The 19232-nt window shown below is 70.9% G+C and carries 18 protein-coding genes; 9 read left to right on the forward strand and 9 right to left on the reverse strand.

Annotated features, from left to right (window positions below; genetic code table 11):
* From OG884_RS01485 to OG884_RS01495, 3 genes are all read right to left on the reverse strand, one after another.
* Nucleotides 1-1299 (reverse strand): SidA/IucD/PvdA family monooxygenase, encoded by a 1299-nt coding sequence (locus OG884_RS01485; protein ID WP_326641338.1) that lies wholly within the window; start codon nucleotides 1297-1299, stop codon nucleotides 1-3.
* 66 nt (nucleotides 1300-1365) lie between these two features.
* A complete protein-coding gene (locus OG884_RS01490; protein WP_326641340.1) occupies nucleotides 1366-1521 on the reverse strand; it encodes a hypothetical protein in 156 nt (51 codons plus the stop codon).
* A gap of 152 nt (nucleotides 1522-1673) precedes the next feature.
* Nucleotides 1674-2042, reverse strand: a complete 369-nt coding sequence (locus OG884_RS01495; RefSeq protein WP_326641342.1) for a hypothetical protein — start codon at nucleotides 2040-2042, stop codon at nucleotides 1674-1676.
* A gap of 372 nt (nucleotides 2043-2414) precedes the next feature.
* On the opposite strand from OG884_RS01495, the gene OG884_RS01500 reads away from it, so the two are divergent.
* Complete coding sequence (locus tag OG884_RS01500) at nucleotides 2415-3401, forward strand: helix-turn-helix transcriptional regulator (protein ID WP_326641344.1); 987 nt, start codon at nucleotides 2415-2417, stop codon at nucleotides 3399-3401.
* Nucleotides 3402-3432: 31 nt separating this feature from the next.
* On the opposite strand, the gene OG884_RS01505 is transcribed toward OG884_RS01500, so the two are convergent.
* A complete protein-coding gene (locus OG884_RS01505; protein WP_326641346.1) occupies nucleotides 3433-3828 on the reverse strand; it encodes a methyltransferase family protein in 396 nt (131 codons plus the stop codon).
* A gap of 212 nt (nucleotides 3829-4040) precedes the next feature.
* On the opposite strand from OG884_RS01505, the gene OG884_RS01510 reads away from it, so the two are divergent.
* From OG884_RS01510 to OG884_RS01525, 4 genes are read left to right on the forward strand one after another with little or no spacing between them, the layout of a single operon-like run.
* Nucleotides 4041-7928 (forward strand): Pls/PosA family non-ribosomal peptide synthetase, encoded by a 3888-nt coding sequence (locus tag OG884_RS01510; RefSeq protein ID WP_326641348.1) that lies wholly within the window; start codon nucleotides 4041-4043, stop codon nucleotides 7926-7928.
* Between the two features lie 32 nt (nucleotides 7929-7960).
* Nucleotides 7961-9253 (forward strand): M1 family metallopeptidase, encoded by a 1293-nt coding sequence (locus tag OG884_RS01515; protein WP_326641350.1) that lies wholly within the window; start codon nucleotides 7961-7963, stop codon nucleotides 9251-9253.
* 29 nt (nucleotides 9254-9282) lie between these two features.
* A complete protein-coding gene (locus OG884_RS01520; RefSeq protein ID WP_326641352.1) occupies nucleotides 9283-9696 on the forward strand; it encodes a ribosomal maturation YjgA family protein in 414 nt (137 codons plus the stop codon).
* A 33-nt stretch (nucleotides 9697-9729) separates the two neighbouring features.
* Nucleotides 9730-10539, forward strand: a complete 810-nt coding sequence (locus OG884_RS01525) for an Fpg/Nei family DNA glycosylase (RefSeq protein ID WP_326641354.1) — start codon at nucleotides 9730-9732, stop codon at nucleotides 10537-10539.
* Between the two features lie 22 nt (nucleotides 10540-10561).
* Here OG884_RS01525 and OG884_RS01530 read toward each other — a convergent pair whose 3' ends face one another.
* On the reverse strand, nucleotides 10562-11416 hold the full coding sequence (locus tag OG884_RS01530) for a tryptophan 2,3-dioxygenase (RefSeq protein ID WP_326641356.1): 855 nt from the start codon (nucleotides 11414-11416) through the stop codon (nucleotides 10562-10564).
* 149 nt (nucleotides 11417-11565) lie between these two features.
* Between OG884_RS01530 and OG884_RS01535 the strand changes: the two genes are divergently transcribed.
* Nucleotides 11566-11991, forward strand: a complete 426-nt coding sequence (locus OG884_RS01535) for an Lrp/AsnC family transcriptional regulator (protein ID WP_326646834.1) — start codon at nucleotides 11566-11568, stop codon at nucleotides 11989-11991.
* A gap of 14 nt (nucleotides 11992-12005) precedes the next feature.
* Here the strand turns inward: OG884_RS01535 and OG884_RS01540 are convergent, their stop codons facing one another.
* On the reverse strand, nucleotides 12006-13133 hold the full coding sequence (locus OG884_RS01540; protein WP_326641358.1) for an alpha/beta hydrolase: 1128 nt from the start codon (nucleotides 13131-13133) through the stop codon (nucleotides 12006-12008).
* Between the two features lie 258 nt (nucleotides 13134-13391).
* On the opposite strand from OG884_RS01540, the gene OG884_RS01545 reads away from it, so the two are divergent.
* From OG884_RS01545 to OG884_RS01555, 3 genes are all read left to right on the forward strand, one after another.
* Nucleotides 13392-13949 carry a GNAT family N-acetyltransferase gene (locus OG884_RS01545; RefSeq protein ID WP_326641360.1) on the forward strand — a complete coding sequence of 186 codons (558 nt, stop codon included), beginning with the start codon at nucleotides 13392-13394 and terminating at the stop codon, nucleotides 13947-13949.
* Between the two features lie 150 nt (nucleotides 13950-14099).
* Nucleotides 14100-14927: a sirohydrochlorin chelatase gene (locus tag OG884_RS01550; protein WP_326641362.1), complete on the forward strand. Its 828-nt coding sequence runs from the start codon at nucleotides 14100-14102 to the stop codon at nucleotides 14925-14927.
* 67 nt (nucleotides 14928-14994) lie between these two features.
* Complete coding sequence (locus tag OG884_RS01555; RefSeq protein WP_326641364.1) at nucleotides 14995-15402, forward strand: nitroreductase family deazaflavin-dependent oxidoreductase; 408 nt, start codon at nucleotides 14995-14997, stop codon at nucleotides 15400-15402.
* Nucleotides 15403-15507: 105 nt separating this feature from the next.
* Here OG884_RS01555 and pgeF read toward each other — a convergent pair whose 3' ends face one another.
* The 3 genes from pgeF to glgA form a co-directional block, all read right to left on the reverse strand.
* Entirely contained in the window at nucleotides 15508-16194 is a 687-nt protein-coding gene (gene pgeF / locus OG884_RS01560; RefSeq protein WP_326646835.1) for a peptidoglycan editing factor PgeF, read from the reverse strand.
* A 99-nt stretch (nucleotides 16195-16293) separates the two neighbouring features.
* Entirely contained in the window at nucleotides 16294-17601 is a 1308-nt protein-coding gene (iscB, locus tag OG884_RS01565; protein WP_326641366.1) for an RNA-guided endonuclease IscB, read from the reverse strand.
* Nucleotides 17602-17962: 361 nt separating this feature from the next.
* Nucleotides 17963-19162, reverse strand: coding sequence for a glycogen synthase (gene glgA, locus OG884_RS01570; RefSeq protein ID WP_326641368.1), 1200 nt, complete (start codon nucleotides 19160-19162; stop codon nucleotides 17963-17965).
* Nucleotides 19163-19232: the final 70 nt, after the last annotated feature.

The following is a 19232-nucleotide window of genomic DNA, read 5'->3' on the forward strand; positions in this document are numbered from 1 at the left end:
TCAGGAGGCGACCGGCAGGGCGAACGGCGACAGGATCTCGGCCGTGGCCAGGCTCTCCTGGATGTCGCCGACGATCTCCTCCGCCCGGTTGGCCAGCGTGCTGAGCAGGGAGTCGGCGATGCCGTGCGTGTCCTCGTTGACGCCTTGCAGGTAGCAGGCGGCGCTCGACCCTGCGGGCAGGGTCAGCTTGTAGAAACGGTCGACGTCGATCTCGCCGAGGCCGGTCCTGGTGGCCAGGTCGCGGATGAGCGAGGGCATCCGGCGGTCGAAGCCGGTGCCGAGCAGCAGGACGTCGCAGGGCAGCTCGTCGAGACGGCCGCTCTTCCTGTCCTTGAGGGTGAGGATGATCTCACCGCTCTCGATCCTGGCCTGGGCGATCTCGGCCATCGTGATCATCCGGATCCTCTCCTGTCCGGTGAGGCGCTCCAGGTAGATCTGCCGGTAGAGGCTTTCGAGCAGGCCCGGTGAGAGACCCGCGTAGTTGGTCCGGTGCATCTCGCTGAGGAGCTGGCGTCGGGCATCCGGGCGCGAATCGTAGAACTCGTCGACGAAGGAGGCGTAGAAGAGCTCGTTGGTGAACTTGCTGCTCTCGTAGCCGTTGAGGCCGATGGAGCGCATGATCATCGTGCACTCGGCGTTGGGCATGCTCTGGTGGGTGGCCCACAGCATCTCGGCCGCGCTCTGCGCGCCGCCGATGACCGCGACCCGGTGCGGGGCGTCGTGGTCGAGCCCGGCGATCCCCCTGCTGTACTCGGTGCTGTGGATGATCCGCTCCCGAGGGAGCGTCTCGAACACCTCGGGGATGTGCGGATCGCGGCCCGCGCCGACCACCAGGGTGCGGCAGCCGATGGTCGAGCCGTCGGCGAGCCGGACGATCCAGCGCTCGACCCGGCCGTCGCCGGCCAGGATCGGCTCGACCGCCACGCAGCGCCGGCCGTACTCGATGCGCACCTGGGCGAGCGACTCCGCGACCCAGAGCAGGTAATTCGAAATCTCCATTCTGTACGGGGTGAAACTACCCAGGTTGACGAATTCACTGAGCCGTCCCACCGAGTGCAGGTGATTCACGAAGGAGAACCTGCTCTGCGGGTTCCGCAGGGTGACCAGGTCCTTGAGGAAGGAGACCTGGCTCTGCGTCCAGGGCAGCAGCATTCCCCGCTGCCAGGCCACGTTCTCGTGCTGCTCTATGATCAGCGTTCTGGTTGCCAGTTCCGGAGCGAGCTCTTCAAGAGCCACGGCGAGGGCGAGGTTCGACGGCCCTGCGCCGAGAGCGAGTAACTCGACTTCCTGGTGCTTCACGATGGTCGCCTCCCGGACGACTTCTCGGGCGCGGTGCCCGTGACGAATGGGTTTCTCCTGATCGGCTCACTGCCAGCCGGCTCCGCCGGCCAGAATGAGAACCGTGGTGGCCGCGGGGCCACCGACCTTCTCCCCGGCCACGACCGCCACGGCGGTCGTGAGGGTGACGGTGAGCGAGAGGACGCCGAATACGGTGGCGACTGAACGGACCGCGGCATTCATCGTTCTTCTTCCTTTCGGCCGGTAATTCTCGGCGCCCTTTTTCGCTGTTTCGCGGGTGGTTTTCCGAACTACTTCCTTCGGACATTTCCCGCTTTGTTCTGACACTTCGATTCTTGGTCGATATCTGGGTATTCCGGAAGACCTAGGGGCTGTCAGCGCGCTGCAATGGCAGGACGCTGACAGGCCTGGCCGCCGGAGGCCTTGAAGCGGGCGAGAGCGAGGACGAGGTCGGTGCCACAGCCCGCCAGCGACCAGCCGGCGAGTCCGGGCACGCCGTCGAGACAGCGCGCGCAGAGCCGGGCCGCCGCGCTCTCGGCGGCGTCGAGGGTGGGCCTGCGAATGAAGAGGCCGAGGTCGACGCCGTCGGCGTGGTCCTCGCCGTAAACATGCTCAAGCCCTTCCTCGGGCTCCGCCAGCATCAGGAGCAGGCGCCGGATCTCGCGCGCGGACATCCGGCCGCCGGGTGGGGCCAGGCGGCCTTCGATCTCGGGGGCGCGTAGGTGCGCGTTGATGAGATACATGAATCGACAGTGGTCGGCGCACCACGAATAAACCAGGCATTTCGCCTGGCAGGTCCCTAACGTGGCAGGGTCATGCCAGCGTGCCGCAGGCCGGTCGGCGAGCTCCCGTTCCGCCGCGGGCGGTGACTACCGGCCGACGCGGGAACGGCTCTCCCGCCCCGCCGTTCCAGCCCTTGGCGTGCCCGAAGACGCGTGCCCGAAGACGCGTGCCCGAAGACGCGTGCCCGAAGACGCGTGCCCGAAGACGCGTGCCCGAAGGTGATCACATAACCCCGTCGTCACTACGCCTGGCTAGTTTCAGGCTGAGACCATCGTGGGTCCTGCCCGCAGATCGGGTCTCGGTCATGCTCGAACCGGGGAGGAGTCGTGCTCATGTTGCTTGGCATCGGGTCCGCCGAGGAAACCGTCTACCGCACCATTCTGGAAAATCCCTCCTACGGCGTGATGGAACTGAGCCTGGAGTTGGGCTGGCCGGTCCACCGGATCCGCAGCACGCTGGACGAGCTGGCCAAGCTGTCGCTGCTACGCCCCTCCTGGGAGGAGCCGGACGTGCTGCGCCTGGTCCGGCCCGAGGTGGGACTGGCCGCGCTGCTGGCCCGCGAGGAGGCCGCGCTGCTGGCCAAGCAGCAGGAGATCGAGCGGAGCCGGACGGCCGTCGCCCAGATGATCGCGGCCTACGCCGACCAGAACCCGGCGCGCTCCGGCGAGGACTCCGAGTCCCTCGTCGGCATCGACACGATCCGTACCAGGATCGAGGAACTGGTCGCCGACTGCCGGCAGGAGCTACTCGGGTTCGAGCCGAAGAGCGCCCAGACGCCGGACAACATCGCGGCGAGCCGCCCCCTGGACGAGGCGTTGCTCGACCGGGGTGTGGCGATCCGCGTCGTCTACCCCGACAGCGTCCGCAACGACCAGCCGACCAGCGCATACGCGGCCTGGCTCACCGACCGCGGCGGCCGGGTGCGCAGCATTCCCGGCCTTCCGCTCCGCATGCTCATCTTCGACCGGCGGGTGGCCCTACTGCCGACGGATCCCGAGGACAGCAGCGTCGGCGCGGTCCTGCTGCGCGGCGCGGGCGTCGTCACCGCCCTGGTCGCACTGTTCGAGCAGACCTGGGGTGCCGCCGCCCCCCTCGGCGAGGAGCGCAGGCGCGACGAGAAGGGCCTAAGCCACCAGGAGCGCGAGGTGCTCCGCCTGCTCGCCGCCGGACTCACCGACGAGGCGGTGGCCCGCAGGCTCGATGTCTCGGTACGCACCCTGCGCCGGGTCACCGCCGACCTGATGGAGCGGCTCGAAGCCCGCAGCCGTTTCCAGGCCGGTTACCTCGCGGCCACCAGAGGGTGGCTGCCCCGTCCGTGACGGCGGCTCCGCCTCCCGCCAGGTGAGGGGATCAGAGGTTGTAGGCGCGCATACGGGGCCACCAGCCGGGCACGGCCGCACGGTACCTCTCGTAGTCGGCGCCGAACCTGCGGCGCAGATTCGGTTCCTCGTACCAGTGGACGAACGCGACGACGGACGCGGCCATGACGGCGCCGTACAGCAGCAGGACGGGCCGCCCCAGAAGCAGTGTCTGCCCGCCGATCGTCGCGAGGACGGCCACGTACATCGGATTCCTGACGTATCTGTACATCCCGCCGACGACCAGGCGCTCGGGCGGTGCGATCGGGGCGGGAGTGCCCAGCCCTTCCACGACGAACCCGACGAATGCCCTGACCAGCACCACGACCCCGGCGACGACAAGTGATGCGCCGATGAGGCGTAGCGGGGCAGTGACCCAGGACGGCACCGCCGGTAGCGGGTCCGCTCACGGTCCCGCACCGCATGGACACGATGCGCACCCCGCTTCGAGTGAAGCCTCCTCCGGGCGGCCGACCAGCCGGAATATGATCGGAAAGGCAGGGTTCACCCGACGTACAACCAGGCACCCGAAATGCGTTAACCCCATGCGCATAAGCTGTTCCGTGGCCGGAAGGGCCTCACACCACATGGGGGAAGACCGTGAGTCCGTTACCGGCCGACACCGACGTGCCACCGCGGGCGCTCCTGCCGGGAGGGAACGCGCCGCAGGCCAGGACGCTGCTGGACATCCTCGACCGGACCACTCGGCGCCACCCCCACGCGGCCGCGCTGGACGACGGGCGGACCCGTCTCGACTACACCGGCCTGCGGGCCGAGGCCGGACGGATGGCCCTGGAGCTGCGGGCCGCCGGGGTCGGGCGCGGCGACCGGGTCGGGGTGCGGATCCCCTCGGGCACCGTCGGACTGTACCTCGCGATCGTCGCCGTGCTCACCGTGGGCGCCGCCTACGTACCGGTCGACGCCGACGACCCCGACGAGCGGGCCGAGCTGGTCTTCGGCGAAGCGGGAGTCCGCGCCGTCATCGTCGACGGCGGGAAGATCATCCCCTACGGCGACCTTGGCGTCTCCCCTCTCGACGGCGGTCCGGCACACGACCTGACACACAGCCCGGCCGTCCCGTCTCACGGCGACGGCGGGCGGCCCGGCCCCGAGGACGACGCGTGGATCATCTTCACCTCGGGGTCCACCGGAAAGCCCAAGGGCGTGGCGGTGACCCATCGCAACGCGGCGGCATTCGTCGACGCCGAGGCGCGGCTGTTCCTGGCCGGGGAGCCCATCGGGCCCGGTGACCGGGTGCTGGCGGGGCTCTCGGTCGCGTTCGACGCCTCCTGCGAGGAGATGTGGCTGGCCTGGCGGCACGGCGGCTGCCTGGTGGCGGCACCGCGGGCGCTGGTGCGCACCGGCATGGACCTGGGGCCGTGGCTGGTCGACATGGGCATCACGGTCGTGTCGACGGTACCGACCCTGGCCGCGCTCTGGCCGGTCGAGACGCTCGACGACGTACGGCTGCTGATCTTCGGCGGCGAGGCGTGCCCGCCGGAGCTCGCCGAGCGGCTGGCCGTGCCGGGGCGCGAGGTGTGGAACACCTACGGCCCGACCGAGGCGACGGTGGTGGCGTGCGCGGCGCCGCTGACCGGGGAGGGGCCGGTGCGGATCGGGCTGCCGCTGGCGGGCTGGAATCTGGCCGTCGTCGGTAAGGACGGCGAGCCGGTGGCCATGGGCGAGACCGGGGAACTGGTCATCGGCGGGGTCGGGCTCGCCAGATACCTGGACTCGGCCAAGGACGCCGAGAAGTACGCCCCGCTCGGGTCGCTCGGCTGGAAACGCGCCTACCGCAGCGGCGACCTGGTACGGGCCGAGCCGGAGGGACTGCTCTTCGTCGGGCGGGCGGATGAGCAGATCAAGCTCGGCGGCCGCAGGATCGAACTGGGCGAGGTCGACGCGGCCCTGCGGGCGCTGCCCGGGGTCGCCGGGGCGGCCGCGGCGGTCCGCACGACCGGTGGCGGGCACCAGCTGCTCGTCGGCTACGTCGTGCCCGGCGAGGAGTTCGACCAGCAGGACGCCAGGGACCGCCTCCGCCACACCCTGCCCGCCGCGCTGGTCCCCCGGATCGCCTTGGTGGACGACCTGCCGACGCGCACCTCCGGGAAGATCGACAGGGATGCCCTGCCCTGGCCGCTGCCCAAGAGGCCCGGCCCGGCCCCTACCGGGGTGCCGGACGCCGACCCGTGGGTGGCCGAGTGCTGGCTGGACATCCTCGGCGGCGTCGAGGGCGACTTCTTCGCGGAGGGCGGCACCAGCCTCGCGGCGGCCAGGCTGGTCTCGGCGCTGCGGACCCGCTACCCCGCGGTCACCGTCGGCGACGTCTACGACAACCCGACGCTGCCCCGGCTCGCCGGGCACCTGTCGGCACTCGACGCGCCGGAGATCGTGACCACCGACCGGATCGTCACGCCGATGCCGCGCCGTGCCGCGATCACGCAGGCGGTGCTCACCATCCCACTGCTCACCGCCGGCGCGCTGCGCTGGGTGGTGGCGCTGGCCGCGCTGAACAACCTGGTGAACCTGCCCTGGGCCCCGGCCGTCTCGTGGTGGTGGGTGCTCGCGGGCGCGCTGCTGTTCGTCAGCCCCGCCGGGCGGATCGCGCTGGCCGCGGGCGGCGCCCGGCTGCTGCTGCGCGGGCTGAGACCCGGCACCTACCCCCGAGGTGGCGGCACGCATCTGCGGCTCTGGTTCGCCGAGCAGCTCGCCGAGCGGCTCGGCGTGGGCGAGGTGTCCGGCGCCCCGTGGCTCACCCACTACGCGTGGGCGCTCGGCGCCCAGATCGGCGATGACGCGGACCTGCACTCGATGCCGCCGATAACCGGGATGCTCAAGCTGGGCAAGTACGCGGCGGTCGAACCCGAGGTCGATCTGAGCGGCTACTGGATCGACGGCGACCGGGTGCGTGTCGGCGAGATCAAGATCGGCGCCTCCGCCACGGTCGGCGCCCGCACCACCCTGTTCCCCGGCGCGAAGATCGGCAAGAACGCCCAGGTCGCGCCCGGCTCGGCGGTGGCGGGTTCGGTGCCGTCCGGGGAGCGCTGGGCGGGCGTGCCCGCGAGCCGGATGGGCAAGGCCCGCCAGCCGTCGGCCGACCGTCCGCCGCGCTCGTGGCGCTGGGCCGCGGTCTACGGGCTGTCCGCGCCGGTCCTGGGCCTCTTCCCGGTGATCGCCGTGCTGCCCGGCCTCGCCGTGCTGCTGCGCGGCGGCGCCCCCTCCCTGACCTCCGTCCTTTCCGGGGTGCCCGTGGCCACCGTCGTCTCCGCGGCCACCCTCGTCCTGCTGACCGTTGCCTCGGTGCGGCTGCTCTCGGCCGGCCTGCACCCCGGGCAGCACCCGGTGCACAGCCGCCAGGCCTGGCAGGCGTGGGCGACGGGCCTGCTGATGTCGATGGCGCGGGTCTGGCTGTTCCCGCTGTACGCGAGCATGGCCACCCCTGCCTGGCTACGCGCCCTGGGTATGAAGGTCGGCCGGGACGTGGAGCTGTCGACGGTGCTGGCGCTGCCGTCGATGACCTCCGTCGGGGACGGCGCCTTCCTCGCCGACGACACGATGGTGGCACCGTACGAGCTGGAGGGCGGCCGGCTGCGAGTCGACCATGTGCGGATCGGCAAGCGCGCGTTCCTCGGCAACTCGGGGATGACCGCACCGGGGCGCAAGGTGCCCAAGGACGGCCTGGTCGCGGTGCTGTCGGCGGCGCCGAAGAAGGCCAAGGCGGGCTCGTCCTACCTGGGCATGCCACCGGTGGAGCTGCGCAGGGCCACCGAGGAGATCGACCGGAGCCGCACCTACGATCCGCCGCCGAGACTGAAGGTCGCCCGCGCCGCGGTCGAGGTGTGCCGCGTCGTCCCGGTGATGTGCACCGTCGCCGTGGCCGTGCTCGTGGCGGCGGCTCTGGAGTGGCTGGCCAGGGCGTACGGCTTCGCGGCGGCGATCGTCCTGTCGGGCGTGGTGGTGCTGGGCGGCGGGGTGCTCGCCGCGGCGGTCACCACTGTGGCCAAGTGGGCGCTGGTGGGCCGGATCGCAGTGGGCGACCGGCCGCTGTGGAGCTCGTTCGTGTGGCGCAACGAACTGGCCGACACCTTCGTGGAGGTGCTGGCCGCGCCCTGGTTCGCCCAGCGCTGGCTGGGGACGGCACCGCTGAATGTGTGGCTGCGCTCCCTGGGCGCGCGCGTGGGCCGGGGCGTGTGGTGCGAGACGTACTGGCTGCCCGAGGTCGACCTGGTCAGCCTGGGCGACGGGGTGTCGGTGAACCGGGGATGCGTGTTGCAGACTCATCTGTTCCACGACCGCGTGATGAGCATCGATACTGTCGTCATGCGGGACGGATCGACGCTCGGGCCCCACGGGGTGATCCTGCCCGCGGCGGTGATCGGGGAGAACACCACGGTCGGACCGGCCTCCCTGGTGATGCGCGGCGAGTCCGTGCCCGCCGGGACCCGCTGGTTCGGCAACCCGATCGCGGCATGGACCCGGCGGGGATAGCGTACGAAGAGAGTGGAACAGAGGAAGCCGGTGTGGTGCTGAGCACGCCCTTTACCCCCAAGTCGTATTTCCCCACGCACGGCGACGACGGCTACCGGGTGGAGCACTACGACCTGACCCTCGACTACCGGGTGGGCCCGAACCGCCTGGGTGGCGTCGCCCGGATCTCCGCCGTGGCGCTGCGGCGGCTCACCCGGCTCTCCCTCGATCTGGGTGCCCTGCGGGTGAGCGGGGTGCTGGTCGACGGCGCGCGGGTGCGCTTCACCCATCGCGGAGGCAAGCTCCACCTGTCGCCGGTCGGGCTGCGCCCCGGCCCCTTCACCGTCGAGGTCCGCTACGCGGGCAGTCCCCAGCCGGTGGCCAGCCACTGGGGCGAGCTCGGCTGGGAACAGCTCACCGACGGCGTCATCGTGGCCAGCCAGCCGATCGGGGCCCCGTCGTGGTTCCCGTGCAACGACCGGCCCGATGACAAGGCCACCTACCGGATCTCGGTCACCACCGCCTCCGCGTACCAGGTGACCGCCAACGGGGAGCTGGTCGCGCGGCGGCGGGCGGCCTCGACGACCACGTGGGTGTACGAGCAGACCGAGCCGATGGCCTCCTACCTGGCGAGCGTGCAGATCGGCCGCTACCAGCGGGCCGAGCCGGGCCCGGGGATGGAGCTGCTCTTCCCCGCCGGGCACGCCTCGCGGGTGCGCCACGACTTCGAGCGTCAGGGCCGGATGATGGAGGTCTTCCGCGAGCGGTTCGGCCCCTACCCGTTCGGCTCCTACACCGTGGTGGTCGTGGACGACGAGCTGGAGATCCCGGTCGAGGCGCAGGGCATGTCGATCTTCGGGGTGAACCACGTGGACGGCAGACGGGGCGAGGAGCGGCTGGTCGCCCACGAGTTGGCCCACCAGTGGTTCGGCAACAGTCTGACAGTGGCCGACTGGCGCGACATCTGGTTGCACGAGGGGTTCGCGTCCTACGCGGAGTGGATCTGGTCGGAGAACTCCGGCGGCCTGTCATCCGATGACCACGCGCGCCACTGGCACCGTTTGCTCTCCGACCTCCCCCAGGACTTCGTCCTGGCCGACCCCGGCCCCCATCGCCTGTTCGACGAACGCGTCTACCGGCGCGGCGCGCTCACCCTGCACGCGCTCCGGCGCACCATCGGCGACGACCCCTTCTTCGCGCTGCTGCGGGAGTGGACGGCCGGGCACCGCCACGGGAGCGTCAGCACCGAGGCGTTCACCGCGCTGGCCACGCGCCACACGGTGCGGCCGCTGAACAGGCTGTTCGCGGGCTGGCTGCACGACCGCCGCCTGCCATCCCTTCCCTGACCTCCGTACATCATCGCTATCGTGGGCGGGTGTCGCCCACCCTCCGCACCCGTCTGCTCGCCGCGCTCGCCGCGGCCCTGACCGTCGCCGCCGGGCTGACCGTCCGCGCGGTCACCGGCGGCTGGTTCGGCAAGTACGCGGGCGACGCCCTCTACACCGCGCTGGTGTACGCGCTGATCGTGCTGGTGTGGCCCCGGATCACACCGGTGCGGGCCGCGCTCGGCGCACCGGCGTTCAGCTGGGCGGTCGAGCTGGCCCAGCTGACACCCGTTCCGGCCGCGCTCTCCGAGGTGAGCGTGCTGGCCAGGCTGGTGCTCGGCAGCACGTTCGGCGCGGCCGACCTGGTGGCCTACGCGGCCGGGGCGGCCCTCGCCGCGTCGGCCCACGCCCTGCTCCGGCGACGGCACGGGCACCGGCCGGAGACGGTGGCCACGCCGCCCTGACCATCACCGGACGCGCCGTATGATTTCGGGATCATGCCTGAAGGACACACCATTCATCGACTGGCCGGGGAGCACCGGCGGGCGTTCGGCGGCCGTGAGGTCCGCGCGGAAAGCCCTCAGGGGCGGTTCGCCGCCGGGGCGCTGCGGATCGACGGACGGGTGCTCACCGAGGCCGACGCCCACGGCAAGCACCTGCTGCTCGGCTTCGACGACGAGCGGTGGCTCCACGTCCACCTGGGCATCTACGGCAAGTACGCCTTCGGCCCGGTCCCCCTTCCCGCACCGACCGGGATGGTGCGGCTACGCCTGAGCAACACCGGCGAGTACGCGGATCTGCGTGGCCCCAACACCTGCGAGCTGCTCGACCCGGCGGGAAAGGCCGCGCTGCACGCCAGACTCGGGCCCGATCCGCTGCGCGCGGACGCCGACCCCGAGTCGGCCTGGCGGCGGATCGGCCGCAGCCGCACCTCCGTGGGGGTCCTGTTGATGGACCAGTCGGTCGTCGCGGGCGTGGGGAACATCTACCGGGCCGAGGCACTGTTCCGGCAGGGCGTCGATCCGTCACGGCCCGGCCGCGACCTCACCCGCGAGCGGTGGGAGGCGATCTGGGCGGATCTGGTGGTCCTGATGGCCGACGGTGTCCGGGTGGGCCGCATCGACACGGTCAGGCCCGAGCACACTCCGGAGGCGATGGGCCGTCCGCCCCGCGTCGACGACCACGGCGGCGAGGTCTACGTCTACCGGCGTTCCGGCATGCCCTGCTTCCTCTGCGGCACCGAGGTCCGTACTCAGGTGCTCGCCGGGCGCAATCTCTTCTGGTGCCCGGTCTGCCAGACCGGCTGACCCGGGCGGTGACGGCGTCGCGTCACATCAGGGTGCGGGCCGTCCAGAGTTCGGGGAAGACCTCCCGCCGCATGCTCCGCTCCAGCCAGCTCAGGCCGCTGGATCCGCCCGAGCCGGGCTTGGCGCCCATCGAGCGGCGCACCGCCATCAGGTGCCGGTAGCGCCAGTCGGAGAACTGCTCGGCCAGGTCTGTCAGCGTCTCGGCCAGCGGGGCGAGCGGCCCGGCGTAGACCTCGACCCAGACCGCCTCGACCTCGGCATTGGGCTCGTACTCTGCGGCGAGGTCGCGTTCGAGCACCGACGTGGGGATCGCGTGGCCCGCGCGGGCGAGCATGGCGAGCACCGAGTCGTAGAGGCTCGGCCGGTGCAGTGCCTCCACCAGTTCCCGGTGCGCCTCGGGGTTGCGGCGGTGTGGCCTGATGAGCGCCTCGGACTTGTTGCCGAGCAGGAACTCCACGTGGCGGTAGAGCGCCGACTGGAAGCCCGAACCCTCGCCGAGGGCGTCGCGGAAGGTGTTGAACTGCGCCGGGGTCAGCCAGCTCAGCGCGGCCCAGGCGGCGTTGAGCGCCTCGAAGTGCCGTACCGTGCGCCTGATCGTCCCCGTCGCGGCGGTGACGTCGTCCTCGTCGAGTTGCCGCTGGGCCAGCCGCCACTCCGAGCGGAGCAGCCCGAAGTAGAGTTCCATCACCTGTGTGGTGACCAGGAACGCCAGCTCCTCCGGGGCGTCGGTGACGGTGTGCTGAAGATCATGAAGGGCGGCGGTGCCCACGTAGTCGTCGTAGGGCGTGCCGGCCTCGAATCCCAGCGTTGGCAGCCCGTCATTGGCCTCCGCGCGCGCCTTGCGGTCCTGCTCCGTGAGCTGCTTGATAGCGGTCATCGCTCCTCCTACGCCTGTGCACCTCCATAGTGCTCCGTATCGGTCTGTACGAAAATGATGCAGGAAAGGTGATTATTAGGTTGTGCCTTCGGAACGGAAGGCATCGAGCAGATCAACTTACGGCATGACGGAGCGTGATCGTGGACACGATGGACTGGGCACTGCTGGCCGAGTTGCAGGAGGACGCGCGACTGTCGTACAGCGAGCTCTCCCGGCGGGTGCATCTGTCGGCTCCGGCGGTGGCGGAGCGGGTACGGCGGTTGGAGGAGACCGGGGTGATCACCGGTTACCATGCCCGGGTCGACGCGTCACGGGCCGGGCGCGGGGTGGCCGCCCTGATCAGGATGTCGTGTTATGGCCCCCGCTGCGTGCTCCGCGACGAGCAGGCGCTGGCCTGGCCGGAGATCCTTGAGGTGCACCGGGTGACCGGTGACGCCTGCTGCCTGCTGCGGGTCGCCACCTCCTCGATGACGACGTTCGAGGAGATGATCGACCGGCTCGCTCCGTACGGCCACCCGTCGAGCATGATGGTGCTGTCCAGCCCCGTCCCCTGGCGTCCCCTGTCACCCGCCTGAGATGGGACGTCGCGTCAGGTGGCCTTGCAGTGCTCGGCCATCGCCTCGGCGGTGGCCCGCCAGATCGGCGACGCGGGCTCGATGACGTCGAAATGATCACCCGACATTTCGAGATATATCACCTGATCACCTGACTCCTGGGCGGCTCGCGCGTAGCGGCGGCCGAAGTCGACCAGATCCAGATCATCCCCAGTACCCTGCACGATGAGCTGGGGAACCACCAGGGGGAGTCGCTCCAGCGGCCCCGACCGCAGGTAGGTCTCGGGCACCTCGGCCACGGATCCGCCGAGCGCGGCGGCGACCGCGCCGGAACTCATGTGCCTGCGGTCCCCCTCGGCCAGGTCGAGCACTCCGGCCAGGGAGACGGCCAGGGTGATCCGCCGGTCGTCGGCGGCGGCGTCGTCGGCGGCGGCGCGGAGGGCGAGCTGCCCGCCCGCGGAGTGGCCGATCACCACAAGCGGGCCACGGGCGCCCTGTGCCGCGAGGGCGATGCCCCGGGCGACGTCCGCGGTGGTCGCGTCCCAGCCGTGCAGGTCGGGGCGACGGTACTCGAGGTTCCAGGCGGCGAACCCGCGCTCGGCGAGGTCGACGGCGAGCGCGTCCATCAGGTCCGCACCCCAGATCGAGCGCCAGAAACCGCCGTGCAGCAGCACCGCGACGGGCGTCTGCCCGTCGGCCTCGGGCGACGGCGCCTGCCCCGCGGTCCCGTACGGCGGCCGTATCTCCGCCCACTGGTCGGGATGATCACCATAGGCGACCCGGTGCGCCGGTCGGCGCAGCCGGTGCACGGCGTGTCTGATCGCCCAGGTCAGCCCCCAGATTCCCCGCCCGTGCAGGTGGGTGCCCAACGCGCCGCCGGCCGACCCGGGGAGAGGGGCCTCGGACTTCGTCACGTCGAGCCAGACCGCCTCGGGACGCTCGGCGAACAGGCCGCGGGCCCCTGGATCCGGACCCGGCAGCACGACCAGGGCACCGGGAGAGTCCAGCGCCGCCCGGAAGCCGGGCAGGTCGGAGGTCATCGACACCGTCCCGCTGACCCCGAGGGCCGCGAACTCGCGGTCGGCCACCTCGGTGAGCAGGCGGAGGTCCGCGACCAGGCCGGGGCCGATGACTACCGGCACATGCAGACTCGGAGGAATCATCCGCCCATTCTGCCCCATAACTCCGCGACTACCGCTCGAACCCTCGGGCCCGTGTCAGCAGCTCCCCGGCCGTTCCCGCACCCCGCCGGCCCTCTCGCCGGCGACGGGTCCCGGGCCGGCCGGCCGGGGCCACACGATGGCCTGGAGCTGGGCCTGGGCACACGCGGAGGCGTGAGTATAAGATCACTAAAATGATGGTATGTCCACTTATTGGAATGATCTCTAGCCGTGGAACCCCCGAGACGTTAACGTCTGCGCATGCGCCACGTTGAGATCTCGGGCCGGAGACTCCGGCTGAGGGAAGTCACCATCGATGACGTGGACGCCCTGCACGCGGTATACGGCGACCCAACGGCCACCGAACACCTGCCGTTCGACCCCCGCACGCGCGAGGAGGTCGAAGAGTCGATCATCGAGGCGATCAAGTCCTCGGAGACCGAGCCCCGGCGTCTCTACATGCTGGCGGTGACAGACCTCGACGGCTGCGAGGCCTTCGGCGTCGCCCGGCTGCACATCGAGGCCGACCACCCGCACAGCGCGGAGATCGGCCTCGGGCTCCGCCCCGACCACTGGGGCCGGGGCATCGGCACCGACCTGATCCGGCTGATCCTGGCGTTCGGCTTCCGCGACCTGCGCCTGCACCGTATCTGGGGCGCCCGCTCCCCCGCCAACACCGCCGCCCAGCTGGCGATGCTGGTCGCCGGAATGGTCGAGGAGGGCAGGATCAGGCATCACGTCCGGGCCCGCGGAGTCTGGCGCGACTCCATCGTGCACTCGGCCCTGGAGGACGAGTGGGAAGGCCACCGCGATGTCTGACCTCGGAGGATCCCCCGGCCGCGCACCGACCGGAGACACCGGGAGACCCGTCCCGGATGATCCCGCGCACCCCGCCTTTCGGAATGTTGTGACGGAAATGCCGCCGTTTCCGGTCACGGGAAGAGTCAAATGGCCCTAGAGTCCGCGCATGTGAGTGAGAGTCCCATCCTCCCCGTACGAGGGCGCCCGGTACGGCCCTCCGGCAGGCACCGCAGGCCCGTGCCTTCCCAGCTCCCGCCCGAGGCGCCGGCACTGGTGCTGGCCACGCTCGGCGACACCTCCGGCACCGCCGCGGAGCTCGCGGCCCTCATCCGGGTGGACAACCCGCAGATCCAGGTCAGACTGGCCGGGCTCGGCGAGGACGCCAAGGAGCTGACCTCCGAGCTGGAGTCGGCGGCCAGGGAGCGTCCCGAAGACGCCACAGCCGCCATCGTGGTGCCGCTGCTGACCGGCCCGCACCCGGTCGCGGAGCAGCTGATCTCCACGGCCGTCACGGCCAGCAGCGTGTCGGTGACGGTCACCGATCCACTGGGGCCGCACCCGCTGCTCGCCGAGGCACTACACATCCGCCTGGCGGAGAAGAACCTGGCACGGGCCGACCGGATGCGGTTGCTCAACATCTCCAACCCGGTCGACACCCCGGTCGACGCGGTCATCCTCGCCACCGTCGGCGGAGAGAACGCGGCGGCGGAGGCGCAGTCGACGGCCGTGCTGCTGGCCTCCCGGCTGACGCTGCCCGTTCTGGTCGCCTCGCTGGACAGCGCACCCGCCGTGGCCGACGCGGCCGAGCGGCTCCGCGGCATCGGCGCCCAGCGGATCGCCCTGTCCCCGTGCGTCCTAGGCCCCGAGGCGGCCCCGGGGCTCGCGAGCGCGGCGGCGGCGGAGATCGGGGCCGAGTGCGCCGATCTCCTCGGCTCTCACGACCTGATCGCGGATCTGGCCGCCCGCGCCTACGGAAGCATCCTGGCGGCGGACTGAGCGACCCGATGTGACAGATCCCCTCTGACGGGTACTGACCTGCGTAAGTTGTCAGAGGGGACAGATCATGCTGTACGGAAAAGAGCACGTTGCGCGGTACCGGGCGACCGATGGTGCCGAAGGACACGAATGGCAGGGCACCACCGCCCTGATCCTCACCACCACAGGCCGCAGGAGCGGCGAACGGCACGACACCCCGCTCATCTACCAGCGCCATGGCGACGACTTCCTGGTGGTGGCCTCCAAGGGCGGTGCCGACAACCCTCCGCTGTGGTATCTCAACCTCCAGGCCAACCCCGAGGTCGAGGTCCAGGTGCTGGGGGACCGGTTCACGGCCAGGGCGCGCACCGCCACCCCGGAGGAGAAGCCGGAACTGTGGCAGATCATGACGGCGGCCTGGCCCGCCTACGACGACTACCAGGCGAAGACCGGCCGGGAGATTCCGGTGGTCGTGCTGGAACGCGTCCCCTCGTGACCGGCGTTACGGCAACCTGCCGGGTTCCACCGCGTTCGGTCGCGCCGGAGCTCACCACCTGGTGCTGTGGGAGCCGCCCCATACCCGACCGAGACAAGGTCCGGGTCAGGGCTCCAGCCAGACGTAACCCGCGAACCTGCCGGTCGTGCCCTCCCTGCGGTGGGAGAACAGATCGGCGGTTTCGATGGTGCAGCGGGTGTCGTGGATGATCTCTCCGACACCCGCCCTGCCGAGCTGCGAGGTGATCGCGGCCCGCAGGTCGAGGGCCGGGGTGTCCCCGGAGGTGATCGACCACGCCTCAGGGAGGTCCACCGCCACCTCCTCCCGCAGCTCGGCGGGAACCTCGTAGCAGGTGCCGCAGGCCATCGGACCGATCAGGGCGGTCATCCTCGCCGGGACCGCACCGCGCTTGGCCATCTCCTCGACCAGGGCCGTCACCACGCCGGACACGGTGCCGACCCGCCCCGAGTGCGCGGCCCCGACCAGACCTGCCCGCGGCTCAGCCAGCAGGACGGGCGCGCAGTCGGCACAGAGCGCGGCCAGGCCGAGGCCTGGCACGTCGGTGCAGATCCCGTCCAGCGGCGGCGGGTCGTCACCGAACGGCGCGCTGACGTAACGGACGTCGGCGCTGTGAACCTGCCGCATGAACACGACCCGTTCCAGACCGAACTCGGCGGCCGTCCTGGCCCTGTTCGCCGCGACCGCGTCCGGCTCGTCACCACACAGGCCTCCGAGGTTGCGGCTGCCGTACGGACCGGTGCTGACGCCACCATGACGATCGGTGATCCTCATCTGAAAGTTCACCAGAACCTCCCGAGGATGCCCCGGCCTTCAGGCCGGGGAGGAGTCGGGAGCGGGAGGGCCGCCAAGGCCCGAGCGTGCCCTGACCGGTCAGCCATGTCGATCGGCTTCTTTCTGAGTCGTGTAGCCGTAGCCGTCCGCGCGCTGAAGATGATGGACATGGCGGTGGTTGATCCCGGCGACGCGGCCGTGCCGGGTGGTGATGTCGAACGAGCCGGAGGAGCGGACCAGGACTCGCCCGACGTGCACCCCGGCCTTCTTGCCCGCCGGGACGTTCGCCCGGACCAGGTCGCCGGTTTGGAAGCCGTGGTGCAGTTTGCTCCGTGGCCGGACAAGGCGGGGGAACCCGTATCGGTCGGGGGTGGTGCGGGCGTAGGTGCCGCGCCCGGTCGCCGCGACCACCAGGACCACCGGCGGCCAGGCGGTCACGGTCTCCAGTTCGCCGACGTGCAACGCGTCCAACGTGTGCGACTTCGGCGCGCCGGTGCGCGAGCGGTTCCACTTCGTGCGGCCGCCGGAGGCGGTGTGAACGGGCAGGCCGGTGGCTTCCAGTGCCCGCCACAGCGCCCAGCGGGTGGCGTTGACGGCGGCGGCATCGCGCAGCGGTGCTTTCGCCTGCTTGAGGATCCTCGCTAGCAGGGCGGGCCTGCCGTTGAGGAATTCCTCGATCGGGGTGGCGTTCTTGGTCTGGTTGCAGCCGATGCACGCCACGGTCAGGTTGCTGATCCGGTCGGAGCCGCCCCGGCTGCGGGGGTGGATGTGGTCGAGGTTGAGTGGCAGGCCGCTCGCGCCGCAGTAGGCGCAGGTGCGCCCCCACTTGGCCAGCAGGTATTCGCGGACCTCGTACCCGGCGAGGGTGCCCTGCTGGTATTCCACTCCTTCGAGCGGCCGCCCGGCCGACAGGGCGTGCGTGTCGAAGGAGACCTTCTCCACGTGGACGGCGGCCACGGGCGCCCACCGGGTCAGCCGCGCCACCCACGACAAGGTGACATCGACGCGGTGTCGCAGCGACGGCGCGAGCCACCCCTTCGGCTTGGCCCGGTTGAGGAACCGGGGCGCGCGGTAACGCAGGTTCGCGCCACGGCGTCGCCGTCGATACCGCGAGCGGGCGGTGAGCTTGTCGCGGATCGCCGCGCCTCGGTGGTCGAGCTGGATCGCGTACCTTCCCCTCCGGTTCGCGCCACGCGGGGTGAACACGGCCAGACCGGTGTGCTTGCTGCCAGGGTCGATGCCGACGTGCACGCCTTCGACGGTCGAGGTCGCCGCGTCGCGGTCCTTGAGACGGATGACGAACGGGGTGTGACGGGCCACGACCGCCCGCCCGGCCGCCAGCAGGCGACGGGCACGGGCGGGATGGCAGGGGTCGAGCGGGTGGCCGTGCCTGTCCAGGACGAACACGACGGGGTGAACCTCACGGTTGGCTCCCTCGGACGCCGAAGCGTCCTCGGGGTGACGCCGAGCAGACCGGGTGCCGGTCCGCTCGATCTCCCCTCGCCCGGGTTGAACACCAGGTACCGCCTGGCGGCGGTGTCCGTGAGCCGTTTCGTGCCCACCCTCGGGCGTGTCTGCTCCCACGAATTCCAGAGCGGCAGGCTGAGGAAGCACCTGCCGGTGGGTCTGCGATCTCGTGTTCAACGTAGCCATCAAAACGCACCTCCTTGAGCGATGGCCAGGGCTGGTCAACGCGGGGCTTCAAAGCGCATTACCGCGCCTCAAGCCCCCTCCTTCAGGAGGGGGTCGTTGACCGCCTAGGAATCCCTCACACCCCTGCGGAAGCCGTCATCCGGCCACGCGCTACCTGCCGGTAGAGCTCCATGGTCCGATCGGCGATGCGCTCCCAGGAGAAGTGCTCCACCGCGCGCAGGCGCCCGGCCTCGCCCATCCGGGCCGCGAGGGCCGGGTCGGCGAGCAGCCGGTTGACCCGCTCGGCGAGGTCGGCGGCGAAGGCGTCGGGATCGTGCGGGGTGCCGTCGGCCGCCTGGTCGATCGGAACCAGCAGGCCGGTCGAGCCGTCGGCCACGACCTCGGGGATGCCGCCGGTGGCGGTGGCCACGACCGCGGTCTCGCAGGCCATGGCCTCCAGGTTGACGATGCCCATCGGCTCGTAGACCGAGGGGCAGACGAACACCGTCGCGTGGGTGAGAATCTGGATCACCTCGGAGCGGGGAAGCATCTCCGAGATCCAGACGACGCCCTCGCGACCGAGCCCGTGCACGAGCTTGGTCACCTCGACGGCGATCTCCGGGGTGTCGGGCGCGCCCGCGCACAGCACCAGCTGAGCCTCGGGGTGGAAGTCACGCGCCGCGTGGAGCAGGTGGACGAGGCCCTTCTGCCGGGTGATGCGGCCGACGAAGACGACGTACGGCCGGTTCGGGTCGATGCCGTGCCGGACCAGGACGTCGGTGCCGTGGTCGGGGGCGTACTCCCCGGTGTCGATCCCGTTGTGGATCACCGTGACCCTCTCCGGCGGGATCTCAGGGTAACTCGCCAGCACGTCGCGGCGCATCCCCTCCGAGACCGCGACGATCGCGTCGGCGCTCGCCAGCGCGCCGCGCTCGGCCCACGACGACAGTGTGTAACCGCCGCCCAGCTGCTCGGCCTTCCACGGTCGCAGCGGCTCCAGGCTGTGCGTGGTCACCACGTGGGGTGTTCCGTACAGCATCTTGGCGACGTGACCGGCGAAGTTGGCGTACCAGGTATGGCTGTGGACCAGGTCCGCGCCCTCGCACCCGGCGGCCATCTCCAGGTCGACACCGAGCACCTGGAGCGCGGTGTTGGCCGCCTCCAGTCCGCCGGGCACCCGGTAGGCCGCGACGCCCTCCTCGTGCCGTGACGCTCCGAAACAATGGACCCGGGTGTCGGCGAGCCTGCGCAGCTCCCGGGCGAGGTACTCGACATGAACTCCCGCACCTCCGTACACATCGGGGGGATATTCACGGGTCAGTAGATCCACTCGCATATGAACAGCCTAGTGCTCCGTTCCTCAGCGGAGGTTGCGAATGCGCTACGGGGAAACCGAGATTATCGGG

It is taken from the genome of Streptosporangium sp. NBC_01755, from assembly GCF_035917995.1.
In the GTDB taxonomy this organism is placed as follows: Bacteria; Actinomycetota; Actinomycetes; order Streptosporangiales; family Streptosporangiaceae; genus Streptosporangium.